The 16,537-nt window shown below is 55.3% G+C and carries 16 protein-coding genes and 1 riboswitch; of the genes, 9 read left to right on the top strand and 7 right to left on the bottom strand.

The window, feature by feature from the left end:
* The first annotated feature begins 86 nt into the window (after positions 1 to 86).
* The 7 genes from HUE57_RS00115 (at position 87) to HUE57_RS00145 (ending at position 3,811) form a co-directional block, all read left to right on the top strand.
* Complete coding sequence (locus HUE57_RS00115; protein WP_236725676.1) at positions 87 to 596, top strand: class I SAM-dependent methyltransferase; 510 nt, start codon at positions 87 to 89, stop codon at positions 594 to 596.
* A 113-nt stretch (positions 597 to 709) separates the two neighbouring features.
* On the top strand, positions 710 to 1,603 hold the full coding sequence (locus tag HUE57_RS00120) for a phosphoribosylaminoimidazolesuccinocarboxamide synthase (protein WP_172840262.1): 894 nt from the start codon (positions 710 to 712) through the stop codon (positions 1,601 to 1,603).
* Positions 1,604 to 1,733: 130 nt separating this feature from the next.
* Positions 1,734 to 2,498, top strand: a complete 765-nt coding sequence (locus HUE57_RS00125; protein WP_172840263.1) for a response regulator — start codon at positions 1,734 to 1,736, stop codon at positions 2,496 to 2,498.
* A gap of 88 nt (positions 2,499 to 2,586) precedes the next feature.
* A complete protein-coding gene (locus HUE57_RS00130) occupies positions 2,587 to 2,736 on the top strand; it encodes a hypothetical protein (protein ID WP_174672496.1) in 150 nt (49 codons plus the stop codon).
* Complete coding sequence (locus HUE57_RS00135; protein ID WP_174672497.1) at positions 2,687 to 2,917, top strand: hypothetical protein; 231 nt, start codon at positions 2,687 to 2,689, stop codon at positions 2,915 to 2,917. The genes HUE57_RS00130 and HUE57_RS00135 overlap by 50 nt, the downstream gene beginning before the upstream one ends.
* A 105-nt stretch (positions 2,918 to 3,022) precedes the next feature.
* Positions 3,023 to 3,436, top strand: a complete 414-nt coding sequence (locus HUE57_RS00140; protein WP_320416251.1) for a lipid-binding SYLF domain-containing protein — start codon at positions 3,023 to 3,025, stop codon at positions 3,434 to 3,436.
* A gap of 12 nt (positions 3,437 to 3,448) precedes the next feature.
* Positions 3,449 to 3,811 carry a YajD family HNH nuclease gene (locus HUE57_RS00145; RefSeq protein ID WP_078483603.1) on the top strand — a complete coding sequence of 121 codons (363 nt, stop codon included), beginning with the start codon at positions 3,449 to 3,451 and terminating at the stop codon, positions 3,809 to 3,811.
* Between the two features lie 11 nt (positions 3,812 to 3,822).
* On the opposite strand, the gene HUE57_RS00150 is transcribed toward HUE57_RS00145, so the two are convergent.
* The 7 genes from HUE57_RS00150 to tkt all read right to left on the bottom strand — a co-directional run bounded on the left by HUE57_RS00150 (position 3,823) and on the right by tkt (position 13,221).
* On the bottom strand, positions 3,823 to 5,517 hold the full coding sequence (locus tag HUE57_RS00150) for a potassium channel family protein (RefSeq protein WP_078482356.1): 1,695 nt from the start codon (positions 5,515 to 5,517) through the stop codon (positions 3,823 to 3,825).
* Positions 5,518 to 5,551: 34 nt separating this feature from the next.
* Positions 5,552 to 5,935: a DUF6394 family protein gene (locus tag HUE57_RS00155; protein ID WP_078482357.1), complete on the bottom strand. Its 384-nt coding sequence runs from the start codon at positions 5,933 to 5,935 to the stop codon at positions 5,552 to 5,554.
* Between the two features lie 155 nt (positions 5,936 to 6,090).
* Positions 6,091 to 7,155 (bottom strand): class II fructose-bisphosphate aldolase, encoded by a 1,065-nt coding sequence (fba, locus tag HUE57_RS00160; protein WP_078482358.1) that lies wholly within the window; start codon positions 7,153 to 7,155, stop codon positions 6,091 to 6,093.
* Between the two features lie 88 nt (positions 7,156 to 7,243).
* Complete coding sequence (gene pyk, locus HUE57_RS00165) at positions 7,244 to 8,695, bottom strand: pyruvate kinase (protein ID WP_078482359.1); 1,452 nt, start codon at positions 8,693 to 8,695, stop codon at positions 7,244 to 7,246.
* Between the two features lie 54 nt (positions 8,696 to 8,749).
* Positions 8,750 to 9,931: a phosphoglycerate kinase gene (locus HUE57_RS00170; RefSeq protein ID WP_078482360.1), complete on the bottom strand. Its 1,182-nt coding sequence runs from the start codon at positions 9,929 to 9,931 to the stop codon at positions 8,750 to 8,752.
* A 252-nt stretch (positions 9,932 to 10,183) separates the two neighbouring features.
* Positions 10,184 to 11,185, bottom strand: coding sequence for a type I glyceraldehyde-3-phosphate dehydrogenase (gap, locus tag HUE57_RS00175; protein ID WP_078482361.1), 1,002 nt, complete (start codon positions 11,183 to 11,185; stop codon positions 10,184 to 10,186).
* 62 nt (positions 11,186 to 11,247) lie between these two features.
* Positions 11,248 to 13,221, bottom strand: a complete 1,974-nt coding sequence (gene tkt, locus HUE57_RS00180; protein WP_078482362.1) for a transketolase — start codon at positions 13,219 to 13,221, stop codon at positions 11,248 to 11,250.
* 565 nt (positions 13,222 to 13,786) lie between these two features.
* Between tkt and metK the strand changes: the two genes are divergently transcribed.
* Together metK and ahcY are read left to right on the top strand one after the other, a co-directional pair.
* A complete protein-coding gene (metK, locus tag HUE57_RS00185; protein ID WP_078482363.1) occupies positions 13,787 to 14,947 on the top strand; it encodes a methionine adenosyltransferase in 1,161 nt (386 codons plus the stop codon).
* Positions 14,948 to 14,987: 40 nt separating this feature from the next.
* A riboswitch (S-adenosyl-L-homocysteine riboswitch) is annotated at positions 14,988 to 15,062 on the top strand.
* An 18-nt stretch (positions 15,063 to 15,080) separates the two neighbouring features.
* Entirely contained in the window at positions 15,081 to 16,487 is a 1,407-nt protein-coding gene (ahcY, locus tag HUE57_RS00190; protein ID WP_078482364.1) for an adenosylhomocysteinase, read from the top strand.
* The last annotated feature ends 50 nt before the right edge of the window (positions 16,488 to 16,537 follow it).

Consider the following 16,537-nt stretch of genomic DNA (forward strand, 5'->3'; position numbering starts at 1 on the left):
GCATCGTCTCACGTCACCGCGATGCGAAACTACGCCACGGCTACCACCCCCATGCTCTCTACTGGAGCAGCCGTGATATCCAGTGGTTGCGCTTCGAGCAGCTCTGCAAGATCGGCATCAAGCCGGGCAGTCGCCTGCTCGATGTAGGCTGTGGATTTGGCGACCTGCTGGAGTTTCTGGATGAACGTGGAATTCAGTACGGCGACTACCAAGGTCTCGATCTCTCTCCCGACCTGCTCGAAACCGCTCGCGAACGTCATCGTGAGGCCAACTTCTTCGAGGGAGATCTGTTCGATCTCGATCCACACTCTGGCCAGTTCGACTACGCCCTCCTCTCGGGCTCACTCAACGAGATGCTCGGTGATGATGGGAGCTACGCCCGGCAGACCATCACACGCATGTTCGATGCTAGCCGCCGCGGCATCGCGCTCAACCTGCTCGACGCCACCCACCTCCAGACCGGTAGCCGACCCGACCTGCAAAGCTTCGATCCCGAACAGATGGCCACCTGGTGCCGGGACCTCACCCCAGAGACCACCCAGATTCGTGGCTATCTCGATAACGATTTCACCCTGCTGCTACAACGCAAGCCATAACAAATCCACGGCGCAGACCATAATTAAATGTAATGCGTACGAGATACCCCTCTACCACCGTAAAAGGTATCCTATGCAGTCCTAAATTAACCAGACAACAGAGCTTTAGAACCATGAGCCAGATACCAGAGACCCTCTTCGAGTCAGAGATCAACAGCCTTGAGCTGATCCACCGCGGCAAGGTACGTGACATCTACGCCATAGATGACGCTCACATGCTGATCGTCACCACCGATCGCCTCTCCGCTTTCGACGTCATCCTCCCCGACCCAATCCCAGGTAAGGGCGTCGTATTGAACGCCGTCTCCAACTTCTGGTTTGAGCGCATGGCCGACACCATTCCCAACCAGCTCTCCGATATGACTCTGGAACAGGCGTTGCCTGATGCGGCCGAGCGTGCACCCGTCGTGGGCCGTGCGATCGTGGTTAAACGCCTCAAGGCGCTGCCAGTTGAAGCAATCGTACGCGGTTACCTGATCGGCTCCGGCTGGAAGGACTACCAGCGCAGCGGTGGTGTCTGCGGCATCCAGCTCCCCGAGGGACTGCAGATGGCCGATCAGCTTCCCGAGGTGATCTACACCCCATCCACCAAGGCCGATGTGGGCGATCACGATGAGAATATCGACTTCGACTCTACCGTTGATCTGCTCGGTCGCGAGATGGCCGAGCAGGTACGCGATGTCAGCCTCAAGCTCTATACCGAGGCAGCCAAGTTTGCGCGTGAGCGCGGCATCATCATTGCCGACACCAAGTTCGAGTTTGGTCTCGATGGCGACGGTACTCTGACCCTGATCGACGAGGCGCTCACTCCCGACTCGTCACGCTTCTGGCCCGCCGATAGCTACCAGCCCGGCAGCAGCCCAGAGAGCTTCGACAAGCAGTATGTACGCGACTATCTTGAGACCCTCGACTGGGATAAAACAGCACCCGGTCCGAGCCTGCCCAACGAGGTTCTTCAGCGTACCGCTGATAAGTATCGTGAGGCGCAGGAGCGCATCACCAAGTAACACCAACCAAGCAACATTTCGAAGCCGACAGGGACGTCTGCGCTTCACACCTACCCCCTCTCCAGCCAGTAAGTCCTGCTCCACGATCGGACCAAACATCGCTGGATCAACACCCCGCTATCACCTACCATTGGGTACTTTATTCAATTGCATTGGTATCCACTCATGCCCCCCAGAAATCAACGTTTTAGTTGTCGATAACAAGGAGTATCTCGACCACATCACCACCATCCTCAACAAGGAGTTCCACATCAAGGAGATCATCCACTGTGACAACAGCAAGGATGCGATGGCGGTGATCGACTCCGACAAACATCTCGGCTTCATCTTTGCCGACTGGGAGCTGAGTGGATCGAAGTTTATCGATCCCGTACGTGCCGACCGTGAGAACCACCACACACCACTGGTCATCATGGCAGAGAACGACTCCGATGCCGTGATCGGTAACGCCATGCGACATGGCGCCTCGACCCACATCGGCAAGCCATTTCTTGAGCAGGCACTGGTCACCCGTATTCACCGCATCACCTCAATGCAGGAGCGTCGGCTGATGCGCCGCCTCCACCCCGATGTCGCCTACGATCTGAACATTGATACCGGCAGCGGCGAGTCAGCCACCGTCAAACTGGTCGATATCTCACTGCACTGCTGCCTGACCCGCGCCGCGATTGAGCTGACCCGTGAGCTGCAGATCTTTGAGACCTATCGCGCCAGGATGGATATCGAGGGTTACCACTTTGAGTTCAATTGCCAGCTACACCGTATTGAGAGTGATCCCAATTCACCTCCACCGGTTAGCACCGTGCTGTTTCAGTTTGTCTTTACCGAGCTGACTGATGAGACCTCGCAGAAACTCGCACAACTGATGGATGAGTTCGACAGTCGCTGGCAGTAGCGGGCATCGAACCGCTGTAGCATACGATTGTCATACTCGGTAGAAGATCTAGTATTAGGCCATACCACACAACATAGGGAATAGAACAATGAACAGAGACGTATCAATCACCACAGTCTTTAGCAGATGGCTGCTCTCAATCCTCCTCAGCATCAGTTTTGTTGCGGTACAGCCGGGGAGTCGCTATTTTGCGAAAGTTTGTTTGGGCATCCAAGCCCAAGCAAACAGCAAAACTTAACGCGACCGTTTATGCCTACGGCGCCCCGACGTCCTGCGTTCGTTGCGTAATCACCTCTTCGCGGCTCTACACAACTCCCTCAGTGACTCTACGCCGACATAAAGCCGCTGCTGCATCTTCTTCGTCGTCCGCTCGCGCTCTCAACTACGAATATGCAGACGGCGTCGACTATCGGGACTAACCGCCCTCACTTCGCTCTCCATGGCGGTCAGCGCCTGCACTCGCCAGCTCCGCTACTGAGATCGACATTGAGGTCGATGCAGCACTGAAACGTTTCGAAAAAGAGGTGATTGGTGGCGGTGAATTCCTCAAGCGTGCCAAGGGCGTGCTGGTCTTCCCCAGCGTGATCAAGGCGGGTCTTGGTATCGGTGGCGAATATGGTGAAGGTGCACTACGCATCGGCGGAAAATCCAAGGCCTATTACAACACTGCAGCGGCTTCAATCGGCTTTCAGTTTGGTGCTCAACAGAAGACTGTCGTCATTGTTTTTCTCACCGACAAGGCGCTAAGTGATTTCCAGAGTAGCGATGGTTGGAAAGCGGGTGTCGACGGCTCAGTAGCGCTGATTGAGTGGGGTGCGGCAGAGGATATCAACTCAGTCGATATCAAAGATTCGATTGTCGGCTTTGTCTTCAGCAATAAGGGGCTGATGTACAACCTGACCATCGAGGGCTCCAAGTTCACCAAACTCGATAAGTAACAGGATTTAGAGATGACATCAGGCGAGAACAAACTAGACGCGATTGTCGCCGAGGCACGGCGCAACAGTGAGGCGCGTGAGCGTGACTATCGGGAACGGTCGTTAAAGCTCTACCCCTGGATCTGTGGTCGTTGCAGCCGTGAGTTTACCCGCGAGAACCTCTCCGAGCTGACAGTTCATCACCGCGATCACAACCACGACAACAATCCGAACGATGGCAGCAACTGGGAGCTACTCTGCCTCTACTGTCACGACAATGAACACCAGCGCTATCTCGATCACGATGCAGGTGCCAGCGGTGACAGTGATGGCAACAGTGATGCCGCCACCCACAACCCCTTCGCCGATCTGAAATCGCTACTCAAGAAGGAGTAGCGATTCGATATCTAGCGTTTCGCCTTCCCTTCCAGCCAGCGCCAGACAGAACCGTCGGGATTCTCCCGCCCGGTCATAATGTAGGTCAGGGCGTTGTGGTTCTGCAGCGACCACTGCATCGCCGCCGATGAGCCCTTGCTGCCACAAAAGAGCAGTCGATCACCAAAACGAAGCGCGGTTTTCTCATCGGGTAGCAGAGTCAATTTTCCACGCCGCTCATGCAGCAGTGGAATCGAGGCAAGGTCGCGCTCACGTGCGCTCGGGTCGTGTAGCAGGTGTTCGAGACGAATCTCCCAGCCATTGGCCAACGCACGATGCACACCCGCCGAGCGCCCCATGGTGATCTCAGCACCCCAGATCTCCGGCACAAAATCCCCCGTCACGGCACTAATTCTTGAGATCAACTGATTGGCCCAGTCGTTATCGTGTTCACGCGCCATGCGCAGGAACTGCGCCAGCAGTGGTGCGGTGAGCAGGGCCAGGATCTCGTGGGCAATAATCTGACTCGCCTGCATCACGATATCAGCATTGATGGTGCGGAACAGGTCGTCGTTTGAGTGTTTGTTCTGGCGCATAACGACAAACAGGTCGGGCTTGATATCCCGTGCAGTAATTACAATCGAGAGATTATTGGCATCGTTATCGGTACCGGCAACGATACCCACCGCGTCGTGGATACCTGCATCGATCAGCGTCTCCGCCTCGGTACCGCGTCCGATCACACACTCTTCGCAATCTGTCTTATCTGGATCGGCCTCAATGATGATGACATCGATTCCCTCGCGACGCAGATTGGCCGTCACCGCCTTACCGAAACGACCGTAACCACAGATGATCCAGGTCCCACGTGGTGGATAGAGTGGCTGCGCCAACGGTGTATTGGGTACCTCGGTGAGCCACTCGTGCAACAACCAGACACCGGTGGAGTGGATCGCCATCGCCAGGTGCTCGGCAAAGGCATCGAAGGGATCGATGATGTGCTGGGTGCCGAAGGAGGCGATATTCGCCTCTACATCGTGTGACTCGGCGCGGCAGATCACCTCCATATCAGAACGCAGCAGTCGACCTGTAATCGAGATACAGAGGTTGGCGTGATCATCATCAGTCAGGGCAATCAAACCGGCACAGTTGGGGAGCTGTAGCCCGGCACGAATCAGGTTCTCCGGCTTGGAGGCATCGGCATGGCTGCCCGGCACGTAGACGTCAAAATCCTGCAGTGCCAGCGCGTTCGCCCGTCTCTCTTGTATATCGACGGCCACCGCGTGACGGCCTCGGTCGGTCAGCGCCTGAATCAGCAGTGAACCGGTATCACCAAAGCCGCAGATTAGATAGAAGGGTTCACTAATGCGCCGTACGCTGCGAGCAAAGGCGTTTTCGGTCCGTGCCTGCTTGAAAGCGGGCTCCTGCATCAGGCCGATAATGGTACCGATCGCATAGAGCCAGGAGATGACGGTGATGTAGATCGAGACCATCGCCCACATGCGCTGGGCATCGGTGAATTCGTAGGGAATCTCACCGAAGCCGATGGTGGTGGCCATAAAACTGGTGAAATAGAAGGCATGGAAAAAATCCATGTTCCATGGATTTCCCTGATCATCGAGCCCGGGCATCAATACCATGCCGAGAACCGAGATGGCATAGGCCGCGATCAGGAAGATCAACGGCGCACGCATACGGCGCAGGATTAAGAAGAAGGTGCGATTCATCGACGCCCTTTAATCGATCAAATGTGCTCTGCGCTTAGCGACGCAGCATCACGGTTTCGATTACCAGCAGTACCACCGAAGTGATGTTCGCCAGTAGCGCACCACCGGAGAGAGAAACGATGCTACCCATCACCGACGGGGTCATACCGACTTCAGTGATATGGAGTGCAGCACCCCAAACGATCGCAGCGACGATCAACTGCAGGTCGGCCACCAGGCTGGTAGCGAGCAGGATCGCGCCCATCTGTGTGCGATCACCAAACTTGAGGGTGGTGGCAACCAGATTGACCACAATGGCTGCGAATAGCTCATAGACGTGGTGGTGCGCGGGATTATCAAATTCGCCGATAAAAAAACCAAAATTGAGCGTTAGCGCCAGGACGATAAAGAAGCCAAAGACCACCTTCTCAGGATTCATATGCCACTCCTAATTATTGTTGTTTCAGCAGTCTCAAGCAGAGAAATCAGGCCGCCGATCCCTTCATTGTACTCCATCAAGCGTCTCTATTGAGCACCCTTCAGACATAAAAAAAGGCGACCCGAAGGTCGCCTTTTTTGCTCGGAGCAAGGTGCTTAGTTGACCTTAGGCTCCAGCTCGCCAGCTTCGTACTTACCAAACATGGTCTCAAGCGAGATTGGTTTGATCTTGGCAGCCTGACCCGCAGAACCGAACGACTCGAAACGATTCTTACAGATATCAGACATCGCCTTGGTCGCCTCTTTAAGGAACTTGCGAGGATCGAAGTTGCTGGGGTTCTCAGAGAGATGACGACGTACAGAACCGGTAGAGGCCATACGCAGATCGGTATCGATGTTGACCTTACGAACACCCGTCTTGATGCCCTCAACGATCTCATCAACAGGCACACCGTAGGTCTGACCCATATCACCACCGAAGTCGTTGATGATCTTGAGCCAATCCTGAGGCACAGACGATGAACCGTGCATGACGAGGTGTACATCAGGGATGCGCTCGTGGATCTCTTTAACGCGGTCGATACGGAGGATCTTGCCGGTAGGCTCCTGGGTGAACTTGTAGGCGCCGTGTGAGGTACCGATGGCGATTGCCAGGGCATCAACACCAGTCTTCTTAACGAAGTCAGCGGCTTCATCAGGATCGGTCAGCAGCATGTCGAGGTCGAGCTTGCCCTCGGCACCGTGGCCATCCTCTTCACCCATCTCACCGGTCTCGAGAGAACCGAGACAACCCAGCTCACCCTCAACAGATACGCCACAGGCGTGAGCCATATCGACGACGTCCTTGGTGACGTTAACGTTGTACTCGAAGCTTGAAGGGGTCTTGCCGTCAGCCTCAAGAGAGCCGTCCATCATGACCGAAGAGAAGCCAGACTGGATTGAGCGTGCACAGATCGCAGGAGAAGCACCGTGGTCCTGATGCATAACAACAGGAATATTGGGATAGCTCTCGATCGCAGCTTCGATCAGGTGACGCAGGAAGGGCTCGCCCGCATAGGAGCGAGCGCCGGCTGAGCCCTGAAGGATAACTGGGCTGTCGACGGCTGAAGCAGCCTGCATGATAGCGTGGACCTGCTCCATGTTGTTGACGTTAAAAGCGGGAAGACCGTAGCCATTTTCTGCAGCGTGGTCCAGTAGTTGGCGCAAGGATACGAGAGCCATTACAACCTCCTGATATTGTGAGTTATAAAATCTTAATTAAAACCTGATACAGCCTAGACCATATCGTGAAAAAACAAATTCCTGCCAATTAACTGCCGTTGTTGGCATCGAGCTCTAGCTCGCCGACGACGGCGATTTTCATTGCGTTGGTGCCACCATGCTGACCGAGCAGGTCACCCTTGGTAATGATCACCAGATCGCCCTTGCGGACCGCACCGCGACGCACCAGCTCATCGATCGCCTCTTTATTAATCTCGGCGTGATCAGTGGTCTGCGAATCGAAGCTAACCGGATAAACACCGCGGTAGAGCGTTACTTTTCTACGCGTCTCGACATGTCCCGTCAAAGCATAGATCGGAATGCCGGAGCTGATTCGCGACATCCACAGCGGTGTGCTGCCCGATTCGGTCAACGCGGCAATCGCCTTAACCCCAAGGTGATTGGCGGTATACATCGAGGCCATCGCAATCGCCTCATCGCTACGGCGGAAGCGGGTATTTATACGGTGATCGGAGACCTTGGCCAGACGCTGTTTCTCAGCGCTACGGCAGATCCGGTCCATCGCCTTGATAACCTTGGCGGGGTACTTACCCGCTGCGGTCTCGGCTGAAAGCATCACCGCGTCGGTACCGTCGAGTACCGCATTGGCCACGTCAAACACCTCAGCGCGGGTCGGGATCTGATTATTGATCATCGACTCCATCATCTGCGTGGCAGTTAGCACCACACGATCCATGGTGCGAGCCATGCTGATAATGCGTTTCTGCACTGCGGGTAGCTCGGCATCGCCGATCTCTACACCGAGATCGCCACGTGCCACCATGATTGCATCGGAGACCGAGATAATCTCCTCCAATACATCCAGCGCCTCGGCACGCTCAATCTTCGCCATGATACTGCCCTGGCCACCGGCAGCACGCAGTAGTTCGCGAGCCTCTTCAACATCTGCTGCAGTGCGCGGGAATGAAATTGCGACATAATCGGCACCCAGTGCCGCTGCGCATTTAATATCCTCGCGATCCTTCTCGGTCAAAGCTGGCGCTGAGAGACCACCACCCTGGCGGTTAATTCCCTTCTTGTCGGAGAGCTCGCCACCGACAATCACCTTGCATCTGACCTCAGAACCATCAACCTGATCGACCCACAGCACAATTCGCCCATCATCGAGCAGCAGCGTGTCACCACGCTTCACATCATTGGGCAGGTCTTTATAAGCGATACCGACACGTGAACTTGTTCCAGACTTAGAATCGAGTGCCGCATCGAGAATGAATAGCTCACCCTCAATCAGTTCAATCTTGCCTTCAAGAAAACGATCGATACGAATTTTGGGGCCTTGCAGATCAGCTAAAACACCGACCTGTCGACCGTGGGCGCGCGCACGGTTACGGACCGTCTCTACGCGTGCGGTGTGCTCTTCGTGACTGCCGTGCGAAAAGTTGATTCGCACCACATCGACACCCGCGGCAATAATGTCGTCCAATACCTTCGGATCGTCGGTGGCCGGACCTAGAGTTGCAACTATTTTTGTGCGTCTCATTGACTCGCTACAGTTAAATGGGACGGGCCGTTTGGCCCGTCCGTTATTGGTTGATTAACCCTTTGCGCGCTCTTCAAGCATCGCAACGGCTGGCAGGGTCTTGCCCTCGAGGTACTCGAGGAAGGCACCACCGGCGGTAGAGATGTAAGTGACCTTGTCGTAGATGTCGTACTTCTGGATCGCAGCGATGGTATCGCCACCACCGGCGAGACTGAAGCCATCGGCATCGGCGATCGCCATTGAGACGGTCTTGGTGCCTTCACCGAACTGGTCGAACTCAAATACGCCAACTGGGCCGTTCCAGACGATGGTGCCCGCCTTGGAGATAATCTCGGCCAGCTCCTTAGATGAGTCGGGACCGATGTCGAAAATCATGTCGTCATCTTCAACGTCACCAGCGACCTTAAGGGTCGCTTCAGCAGTCTCAGAGAACTCCTTGCCACAGACCACATCGGTCGCGATCGGAATATTGGCACCACGCGCCTTCATCTTCTCAACCAGCGCCTTGGCGGTGTCGACCAGATCATCCTCGCAGAGTGACTTACCGACGTTGTTGCCCATCGCCTTGAGGAAGGTATTGGCTATACCGCCACCTACGACCAGCTGGTCAACCTTCTCGGAGAGTGCCTCGAGTACGGTCAGCTTGGTAGAGACCTTGGAGCCACCAACAATGGCAACCATTGGACGGGCCGGATTGGCCAGTGCCTTGGCCAGGCTATCGAGCTCGTTTGAGAGCAGCAGACCTGCACATGCCGCCGGGGCAAACTTGCCTGCACCGTGGGTAGAGGCCTGGGCGCGGTGAGCGGTACCAAAAGCGTCCATGACGAAGATATCGCAGAGTGCTGCGTACTTCTTCGCCAGCTCCTCGTTGTCCTTCTTCTCACCGGCATTAAAACGAACGTTCTCCAGCAGAACCACCTCACCCTCAGCAACATCGAATCCGCCGTTGATGTAGTCCTTGATCAGACGAACCTCTTTGCCCAGCTTGCTGCTCATATCAGCAGCGATCGGTGCCATTGAGTTCTCAGAGTCGACCTCACCTTCGGTAGGACGACCACGGTGAGACATCACCATGACCTTGGCACCCGCTTTTACGCAGTGCTCAACGGTCGGCATAGAAGCGGAAATACGCGCATCGGAGGTTACCTTGCCATCTTTAACCGGAACATTAAGGTCAGCACGAATCAGAACGCGCTTACCGGCAAGATCAAGATCGGTCAGCTTGGTGAAAGACATATCGAACTCCTGAGTATGTTTTGAATATAAAAAACGATTTGCCAAATACTCAGCCTGAAGACTTGGCAAATTGTTTTTATTGAAGTTGCGGGGTAAGCAGATGCTCACCCCTCAACTGAACCAATAAAAATTGGCGAGAGATTTTGCGTTCTGACAAGGCGTTTGGATGCTCTGAACACGGAGCGTACATAGGTACGTGAGTATTCAGAGCCATCCAAACAACGCCGTCAGGGCGCAAAAGATCCGCTAATTTTAGGCAGAGACGTGCTGTACGAGACGCAGCATGTTACAGGTGTAGCCATACTCGTTGTCGTACCATGAAACCAGCTTGACGAAGCTGCCATCCAGAGCGATACCCGCGCCTGAATCGAAGATTGAAGAGAAGCCAACACCACGGAAATCGGTAGAGACAACCTTCTCATCGGTGTAACCGAGGGTCTTGCTCATGTCACCGTTCTCAGAAGCATCCTTCATTGCTGCACAGATCTCTTCGTAGGTAGCATCGCTGTTGAGCTCAACGGTCAGATCGACAACAGATACGTCAGAGGTCGGGACGCGGAACGCCATACCGGTCAGCTTGCCATTCAGCTCAGGCAGTACAACACCAACGGCCTTAGCAGCACCGGTAGATGAAGGGATGATGTTCTCGAGGATACCGCGGCCACCGCGCCAATCTTTCATTGAAGGACCATCAACAGTCTTCTGGGTAGCGGTTGCAGCATGAACGGTGGTCATCAGGCCACGCTTGATACCCCACTTGTCGTTGATGACCTTAGCCATCGGGGCAAGACAGTTGGTGGTGCAAGATGCAGCAGAGACGATCGCCTGACCAGCATAGGTGTCGTGGTTAACGCCGTATACGAACATTGGGGTGCCATCCTTAGAAGGAGCACTCTGTACAACCTTCTTCGCGCCCGCATCGATGTGCTTCTGGCAGCTCTCTTCGGTGAGGAAAAAGCCGGTGCAATCGATAACCAGCTCAGCACCAACCTCGTCCCACTTCAGATCAGCAGGATCGCGCTCTGCGGTCAGGCGGATATTCTTGCCATCTACAACCAGGTTGTTGCCATCAACAGCAACATCACCACCGAAACGGCCGTGAACTGAATCGTACTTGAGCATGTATGCGAGGTAATCAGCGCCCAGCAGGTCATTGATACCGACGATCTCAATATCGTCAAACTCCTGCGCTACTGCACGGAAAACCATACGGCCGATACGACCGAAACCATTAATACCGACTTTGATAGTCATTTAATTTCTCCTTAACTTAAAGGTTACTAATTATCTAAATTTGTCTGAGTGGAGCGGGGTCCTTAGAGGACACCCTCAACAGCGCTCACAACGTTTTCAACGGTGAAGCCAAACTCCTTGAACAGCTCGCCTGCAGGCGCAGACTCACCGAAGCGATCAAGACCGACAACCTTATCGGCGTACTTGTACCACATGGCGGTAACACCAGCCTCGACTGCTACGGTCTTAACACCTGCCGGCAGTACAGAACCCTGATAAGCGGCATCTTGCTGCTCGAACATGTTGACGTTTGGCATGGAGACAACACGGATATTCTTACCATTCAGCGCTGCAGCTGCATCCATGGCCAGAGCCACTTCAGAACCGGTCGCGAGGATGATTGCATCCGGGGTGCCGTCACAATCCTTCAGCACGTAACCACCCTTGGCGATGTCGCTGATCTGCGCATCGGTACGAGTCTGGTGTGGCAGACCCTGACGCGAGAAGCAGAGACTGGTAGGACCGTCGTTACGCTCAATCGCCTGCTGCCATGCAACAGCGGTCTCAACCGCGTCACAGGGGCGCCATACACTCATATTAGGAGTGAGGCGCATGGTAGCAATCTGCTCAACCGGCTGGTGAGTCGGGCCATCTTCACCCAGGCCGATAGAGTCGTGGGTGTAGACGAAGATTGAACGCTGCTTCATCAGCGCAGCCATACGCAGGGCGTTACGGGCGTACTCCATGAACATCAGGAAGGTCGCACCGAAAGGAACCAGACCACCGTGCAGGGCGATACCGTTCATGATGGCGGACATACCGAACTCACGCACACCGTAGCGAATGTAGTTAGCTTCCTCGTTGGCATCCATTGGCTTGTAACCAGACCACTCGGTCAGGTTGGAGCAACCGAGGTCGGCAGAACCACCAAATAGCTCAGGCAGCATTGGAGAGTAAGCTTCGATTGCAGCCAGAGACGCCTGACGAGTCGCCGGGCTCTTTTCATCGGCATTGACCGAGGCGATGTAGGCCGCTGACTTCTCTGCCCAATCGGCAGGCAGCTCGCCACTTGAACGACGCTCAAACTCAGCCGCCAGCTCAGGGTACTCTACACGGTAGGCCTCGAACTTCTCGCCCCACGCCTTCTCAGCAGCATCGCCCTTCTCTTTTGCATCCCAGCCAGCGTAAACGTCGGCAGGCACGTCAAATGCGTCGTGCTCCCAGCCCAGCGCAGCCTTGGTCAGGTTAATCTCTTCATCACCCAATGGCGCACCGTGACAGGCGTGGCTACCAGCCTTATTCGGAGAACCGAAACCGATGGTGGTCTTGCAGCAGATCAGGGTCGGCTTGTCGGTCATCGCCTTGGCGAATTCGATCGCCTTCTCAAGCGCCTCAGCATCGTGACCATCCACATCAGCAATAACGTGCCAGCCGTAGGCTTCGAAACGCTTGGCGGTGTCATCGGTGAACCAGCCATCAACGTGACCGTCGATAGAGATACCGTTGTCATCCCAGAAAGCGATGAGCTTGCCCAGACCCAGCGTACCAGCCAGTGAACACGCTTCATGGGAGATACCCTCCATCATGCAGCCGTCACCCAGGAATACGTAGGTATTATGATCAACGATGTCGTGACCCTTCTGGTTGAACTGGCCAGCCATTGCCTTCTCAGCAATCGCCATACCAACACCGTTGGTAATGCCCTGGCCGAGAGGACCGGTGGTGGTCTCAACCCCGGGGGCATAGCCATACTCAGGGTGACCCGGGGTGCGTGAGTGGAGCTGACGGAAGTTCTTCAGATCCTCGACACCCAGATCGTAACCGGTCAGGTGCAACAGCGAGTAGATCAGCATGGAGCCGTGACCGTTAGAGAGGATAAAGCGATCGCGGTCAGCCCACTGGGGGTTATTCGGATTGTGCTTCATGTGGCCGTTCCACAGCACCTCGGCGATGTCGGCCATACCCATGGGCGCACCAGGGTGTCCGGATTTGGCTTTTTGCACGGCATCCATGCTCAGGGCACGGACGGCATTGGCTAGGTCTCTGCGTGAAGGCATGTGTATCTCCTATTAGTTTTTTCTTAAAAACTTGCTTAAATCGAATTAATTGTCGTCGTTAAAAACGCAGCTCCCTGTACTACAAACACCGACCTGCTAGAAGCCGGTAAAGAGGGCGCGATAGTTTAACTGGCGCGTGTTGCCAACTTGTTTCAACAAATGCGGCAACCACTAAGAAGTCAGTTCCAGCCATGTCCGGCCAGAAGAATTCAACCGCTGTTCGTTCTAGTTCTCTGGCAGCTGATTGCACCACCATGGCTCAAATATTCATGCCATGCGCCAAGCGCATAGAGCCGCGTATTTTCCCTCAGTTGACACTTTTCAGCAATAGCAATACTACTTTCACCCCCATAAATTTACGCATCACAATGTTTTTTAAGGAGAATATTCTAGAATCCCCCAATCCAACCCGTTCAAAACGGTACAAAGCTCTGCACATCACCCATCACCGCCCAATCAGAGTTGAGACCTAATAAGGGATGCTTACTAGGCAAAGAAAGGGCAATACGGCTAGAATTGCCCGCTTATCGCTCGCTCCATAACTGAACACAAGGAATTTTGAAGCATGGCCGACAATCATCTCTTCACCTCAGAGTCTGTCTCCGAGGGACATCCTGACAAGGTCGCTGACCAGATCTCTGATGCGGTACTCGATGCACTACTGGAGCAGGACACCAAGGCGCGCGTCGCCTGTGAGACCCTGGTGAAGACCGGCATGGTGCTGGTGGCCGGTGAGATCACCACCTCCGCCTGGGTCGATCTTGAAGAGATCGTGCGCGATACCGTCAGGGAGATCGGCTACAACAGTTCCGAGATGGGCTTCGACTGGGAGTCATGCGCGGTGCTCAACGGTATCGGCAAACAGTCGCCCGACATCGCCATGGGTGTTGATGAGAGCAGCGATCACGAGCAGGGCGCTGGTGATCAGGGACTGATGTTCGGCTACGCCAGCAACGAGACCGATGTGCTGATGCCAGCCCCAATCACCTACGCGCACCGCCTGGTTCGTCGTCAGGCCGAGGTTCGCAAGAACGGCACCCTCCCCTGGCTGCGCCCCGATGCGAAGAGTCAGGTCACCTTCCGCTACCAGAATGGCAAACCGGTCGGCGTCGATGCGGTCGTACTCTCCACTCAACACAATCCCGATATCGAACAGAGCGTTCTGGTAGAGGCGGCAATGGATGAGATTATCAAGCCTGTGCTGCCGAGCGAGTGGCTCAATGGTGACACCAAGTACTTCATCAACCCAACCGGTCGTTTTGTCATCGGTGGACCAGTCGGCGACTGCGGCCTGACCGGACGCAAGATCATCGTCGACACCTACGGCGGCATGGCACGCCACGGTGGCGGCGCATTCTCCGGCAAGGACCCAAGCAAGGTCGACCGCTCAGCCGCCTACGCCGGTCGTTATGTCGCCAAGAACATTGTTGCCGCCGGCCTGGCCGAGCGCTGTGAGATCCAGGTCTCCTACGCCATTGGCGTCGCCGAGCCGACCTCAATCAGCATCGAGACCTTCGGTACCAGCAAGCTTGATGAGACACGACTGGTTGAACTGGTACGTGAACACTTCGATCTGCGCCCCAAAGGCATGGTAGAGATGCTCGAGTTGCTACAACCGATCTACAAGCAGACTGCAGCCTACGGTCACTTTGGCCGTGACGATGTTGACCTTCCCTGGGAGCGGACCGACAAAGCAGCTGCACTTAAAGAGGCTGCTGGCCTATAATGCTCGACTGCCGCCCCAGCAGGGGCGGCAAAAACACCTCTCTCCCGAGGAGCGCTGCAGCGGAATCTCCGTCAGGCTCGGGAAAGATTGATCTTCTTAACGGCGCTCCCAAACGAAACTAGGAGAGAGACCTATGTCTGAGTTCACTGACTATAAAGTGGCCGACATCTCCCTGGCCGATTGGGGCCGTAAGGAGATCGCTATTGCCGAGACCGAGATGCCGGGGCTGATGGCCCTGCGCGAGGAGTTCGGTGCATCACAACCACTCAAGGGCGCCCGCATCATGGGCTCCCTGCACATGACCATCCAGACCGCCGTGTTGATCGAGACGCTCACCGCTCTCGGTGCCGAGGTGCGCTGGGTATCGTGCAACATCTTCTCCACTCAGGACCACGCTGCAGCGGCTATCGCCGCCTCTGGTGTACCGGTCTACGCCTGGAAAGGCGAGACCATCGAGGAGTACTGGTGGTGTACCGAGCAGGCGTTCAACTGGCCCAACGGTCAGAGGCCCAACATGATCCTTGATGACGGTGGCGATGCCACCCTGCTGCTGCACAAGGGCGTTGAGTTTGAGAAGGCGGGTGCGGTACCCGATGCACAGGAGGGTGACAACGAAGAGTATGTCGCCATTCTCGAGGTACTGCGTCGCAATCTGCCGATTGATGGTAGCAAATGGAGCGACATCGCCGACGAGATGAAGGGGGTCACCGAAGAGACCACCACCGGTGTACATCGTCTCTACCACATGGAGAAGGATGGCGAACTGCTGTTCCCAGCCATGAACGTCAACGACTCGGTCACCAAGTCTAAGTTCGATAATCTCTACGGCTGTCGCGAGTCACTGCTCGACGGCATCAAGCGCGCTACCGATGTGATGGTTGCTGGCAAGATCGCCGTGGTTCTCGGTTACGGCGATGTCGGCAAGGGTTGTGCGCAGGCATTCCGCGGCATGGGTGCCACCACCCTGGTCACCGAGATTGATCCGATCTGTGCGCTGCAGGCGGCGATGGAGGGTTACCGCGTCGTCACCATGGAGGAAGCGTGCAAACTGGGCGACATCTTTGTTACCACCACCGGCAACGTCAACGTCATCGATCACGACCACATGGTAGCGATGAAGAACGAGTCGATCGTCTGCAACATCGGTCACTTCGACTCTGAGATCAATATCGCCTCACTACGCCAGTATGAGTGGGAGAACGTCAAGCCACAGGTCGATCACGTCATCTTCCCCGACGGCAAGCGCATCACCATCCTCGCCGAGGGTCGTCTGGTCAATTTGGGCTGTGCCACCGGCCACCCCAGCTTCGTCATGTCTGCCTCCTTTACCAATCAGGTACTGGCACAGATCGAGTTCTTCACCAAGGGTGAGAACTACGAGAATAAGGTCTATGTCTTGCCCAAGGTTCTGGATGAGAAGGTCGCACGACTGCATCTAAAGAAAATCGGTATCAACCTGACCACCCTCTCTGAGGAGCAGGCCGATTACATCGACGTACCGGTTGACGGCCCCTACAAGCCTGATCACTATCGTTATTAACAAATCAGGTTAACCGTTAAGGACGCAAGGGAACGCAAAGAGAGTAAGCG

The organism is Candidatus Reidiella endopervernicosa (assembly GCF_013343005.1).
Taxonomy (GTDB): Bacteria; Pseudomonadota; Gammaproteobacteria.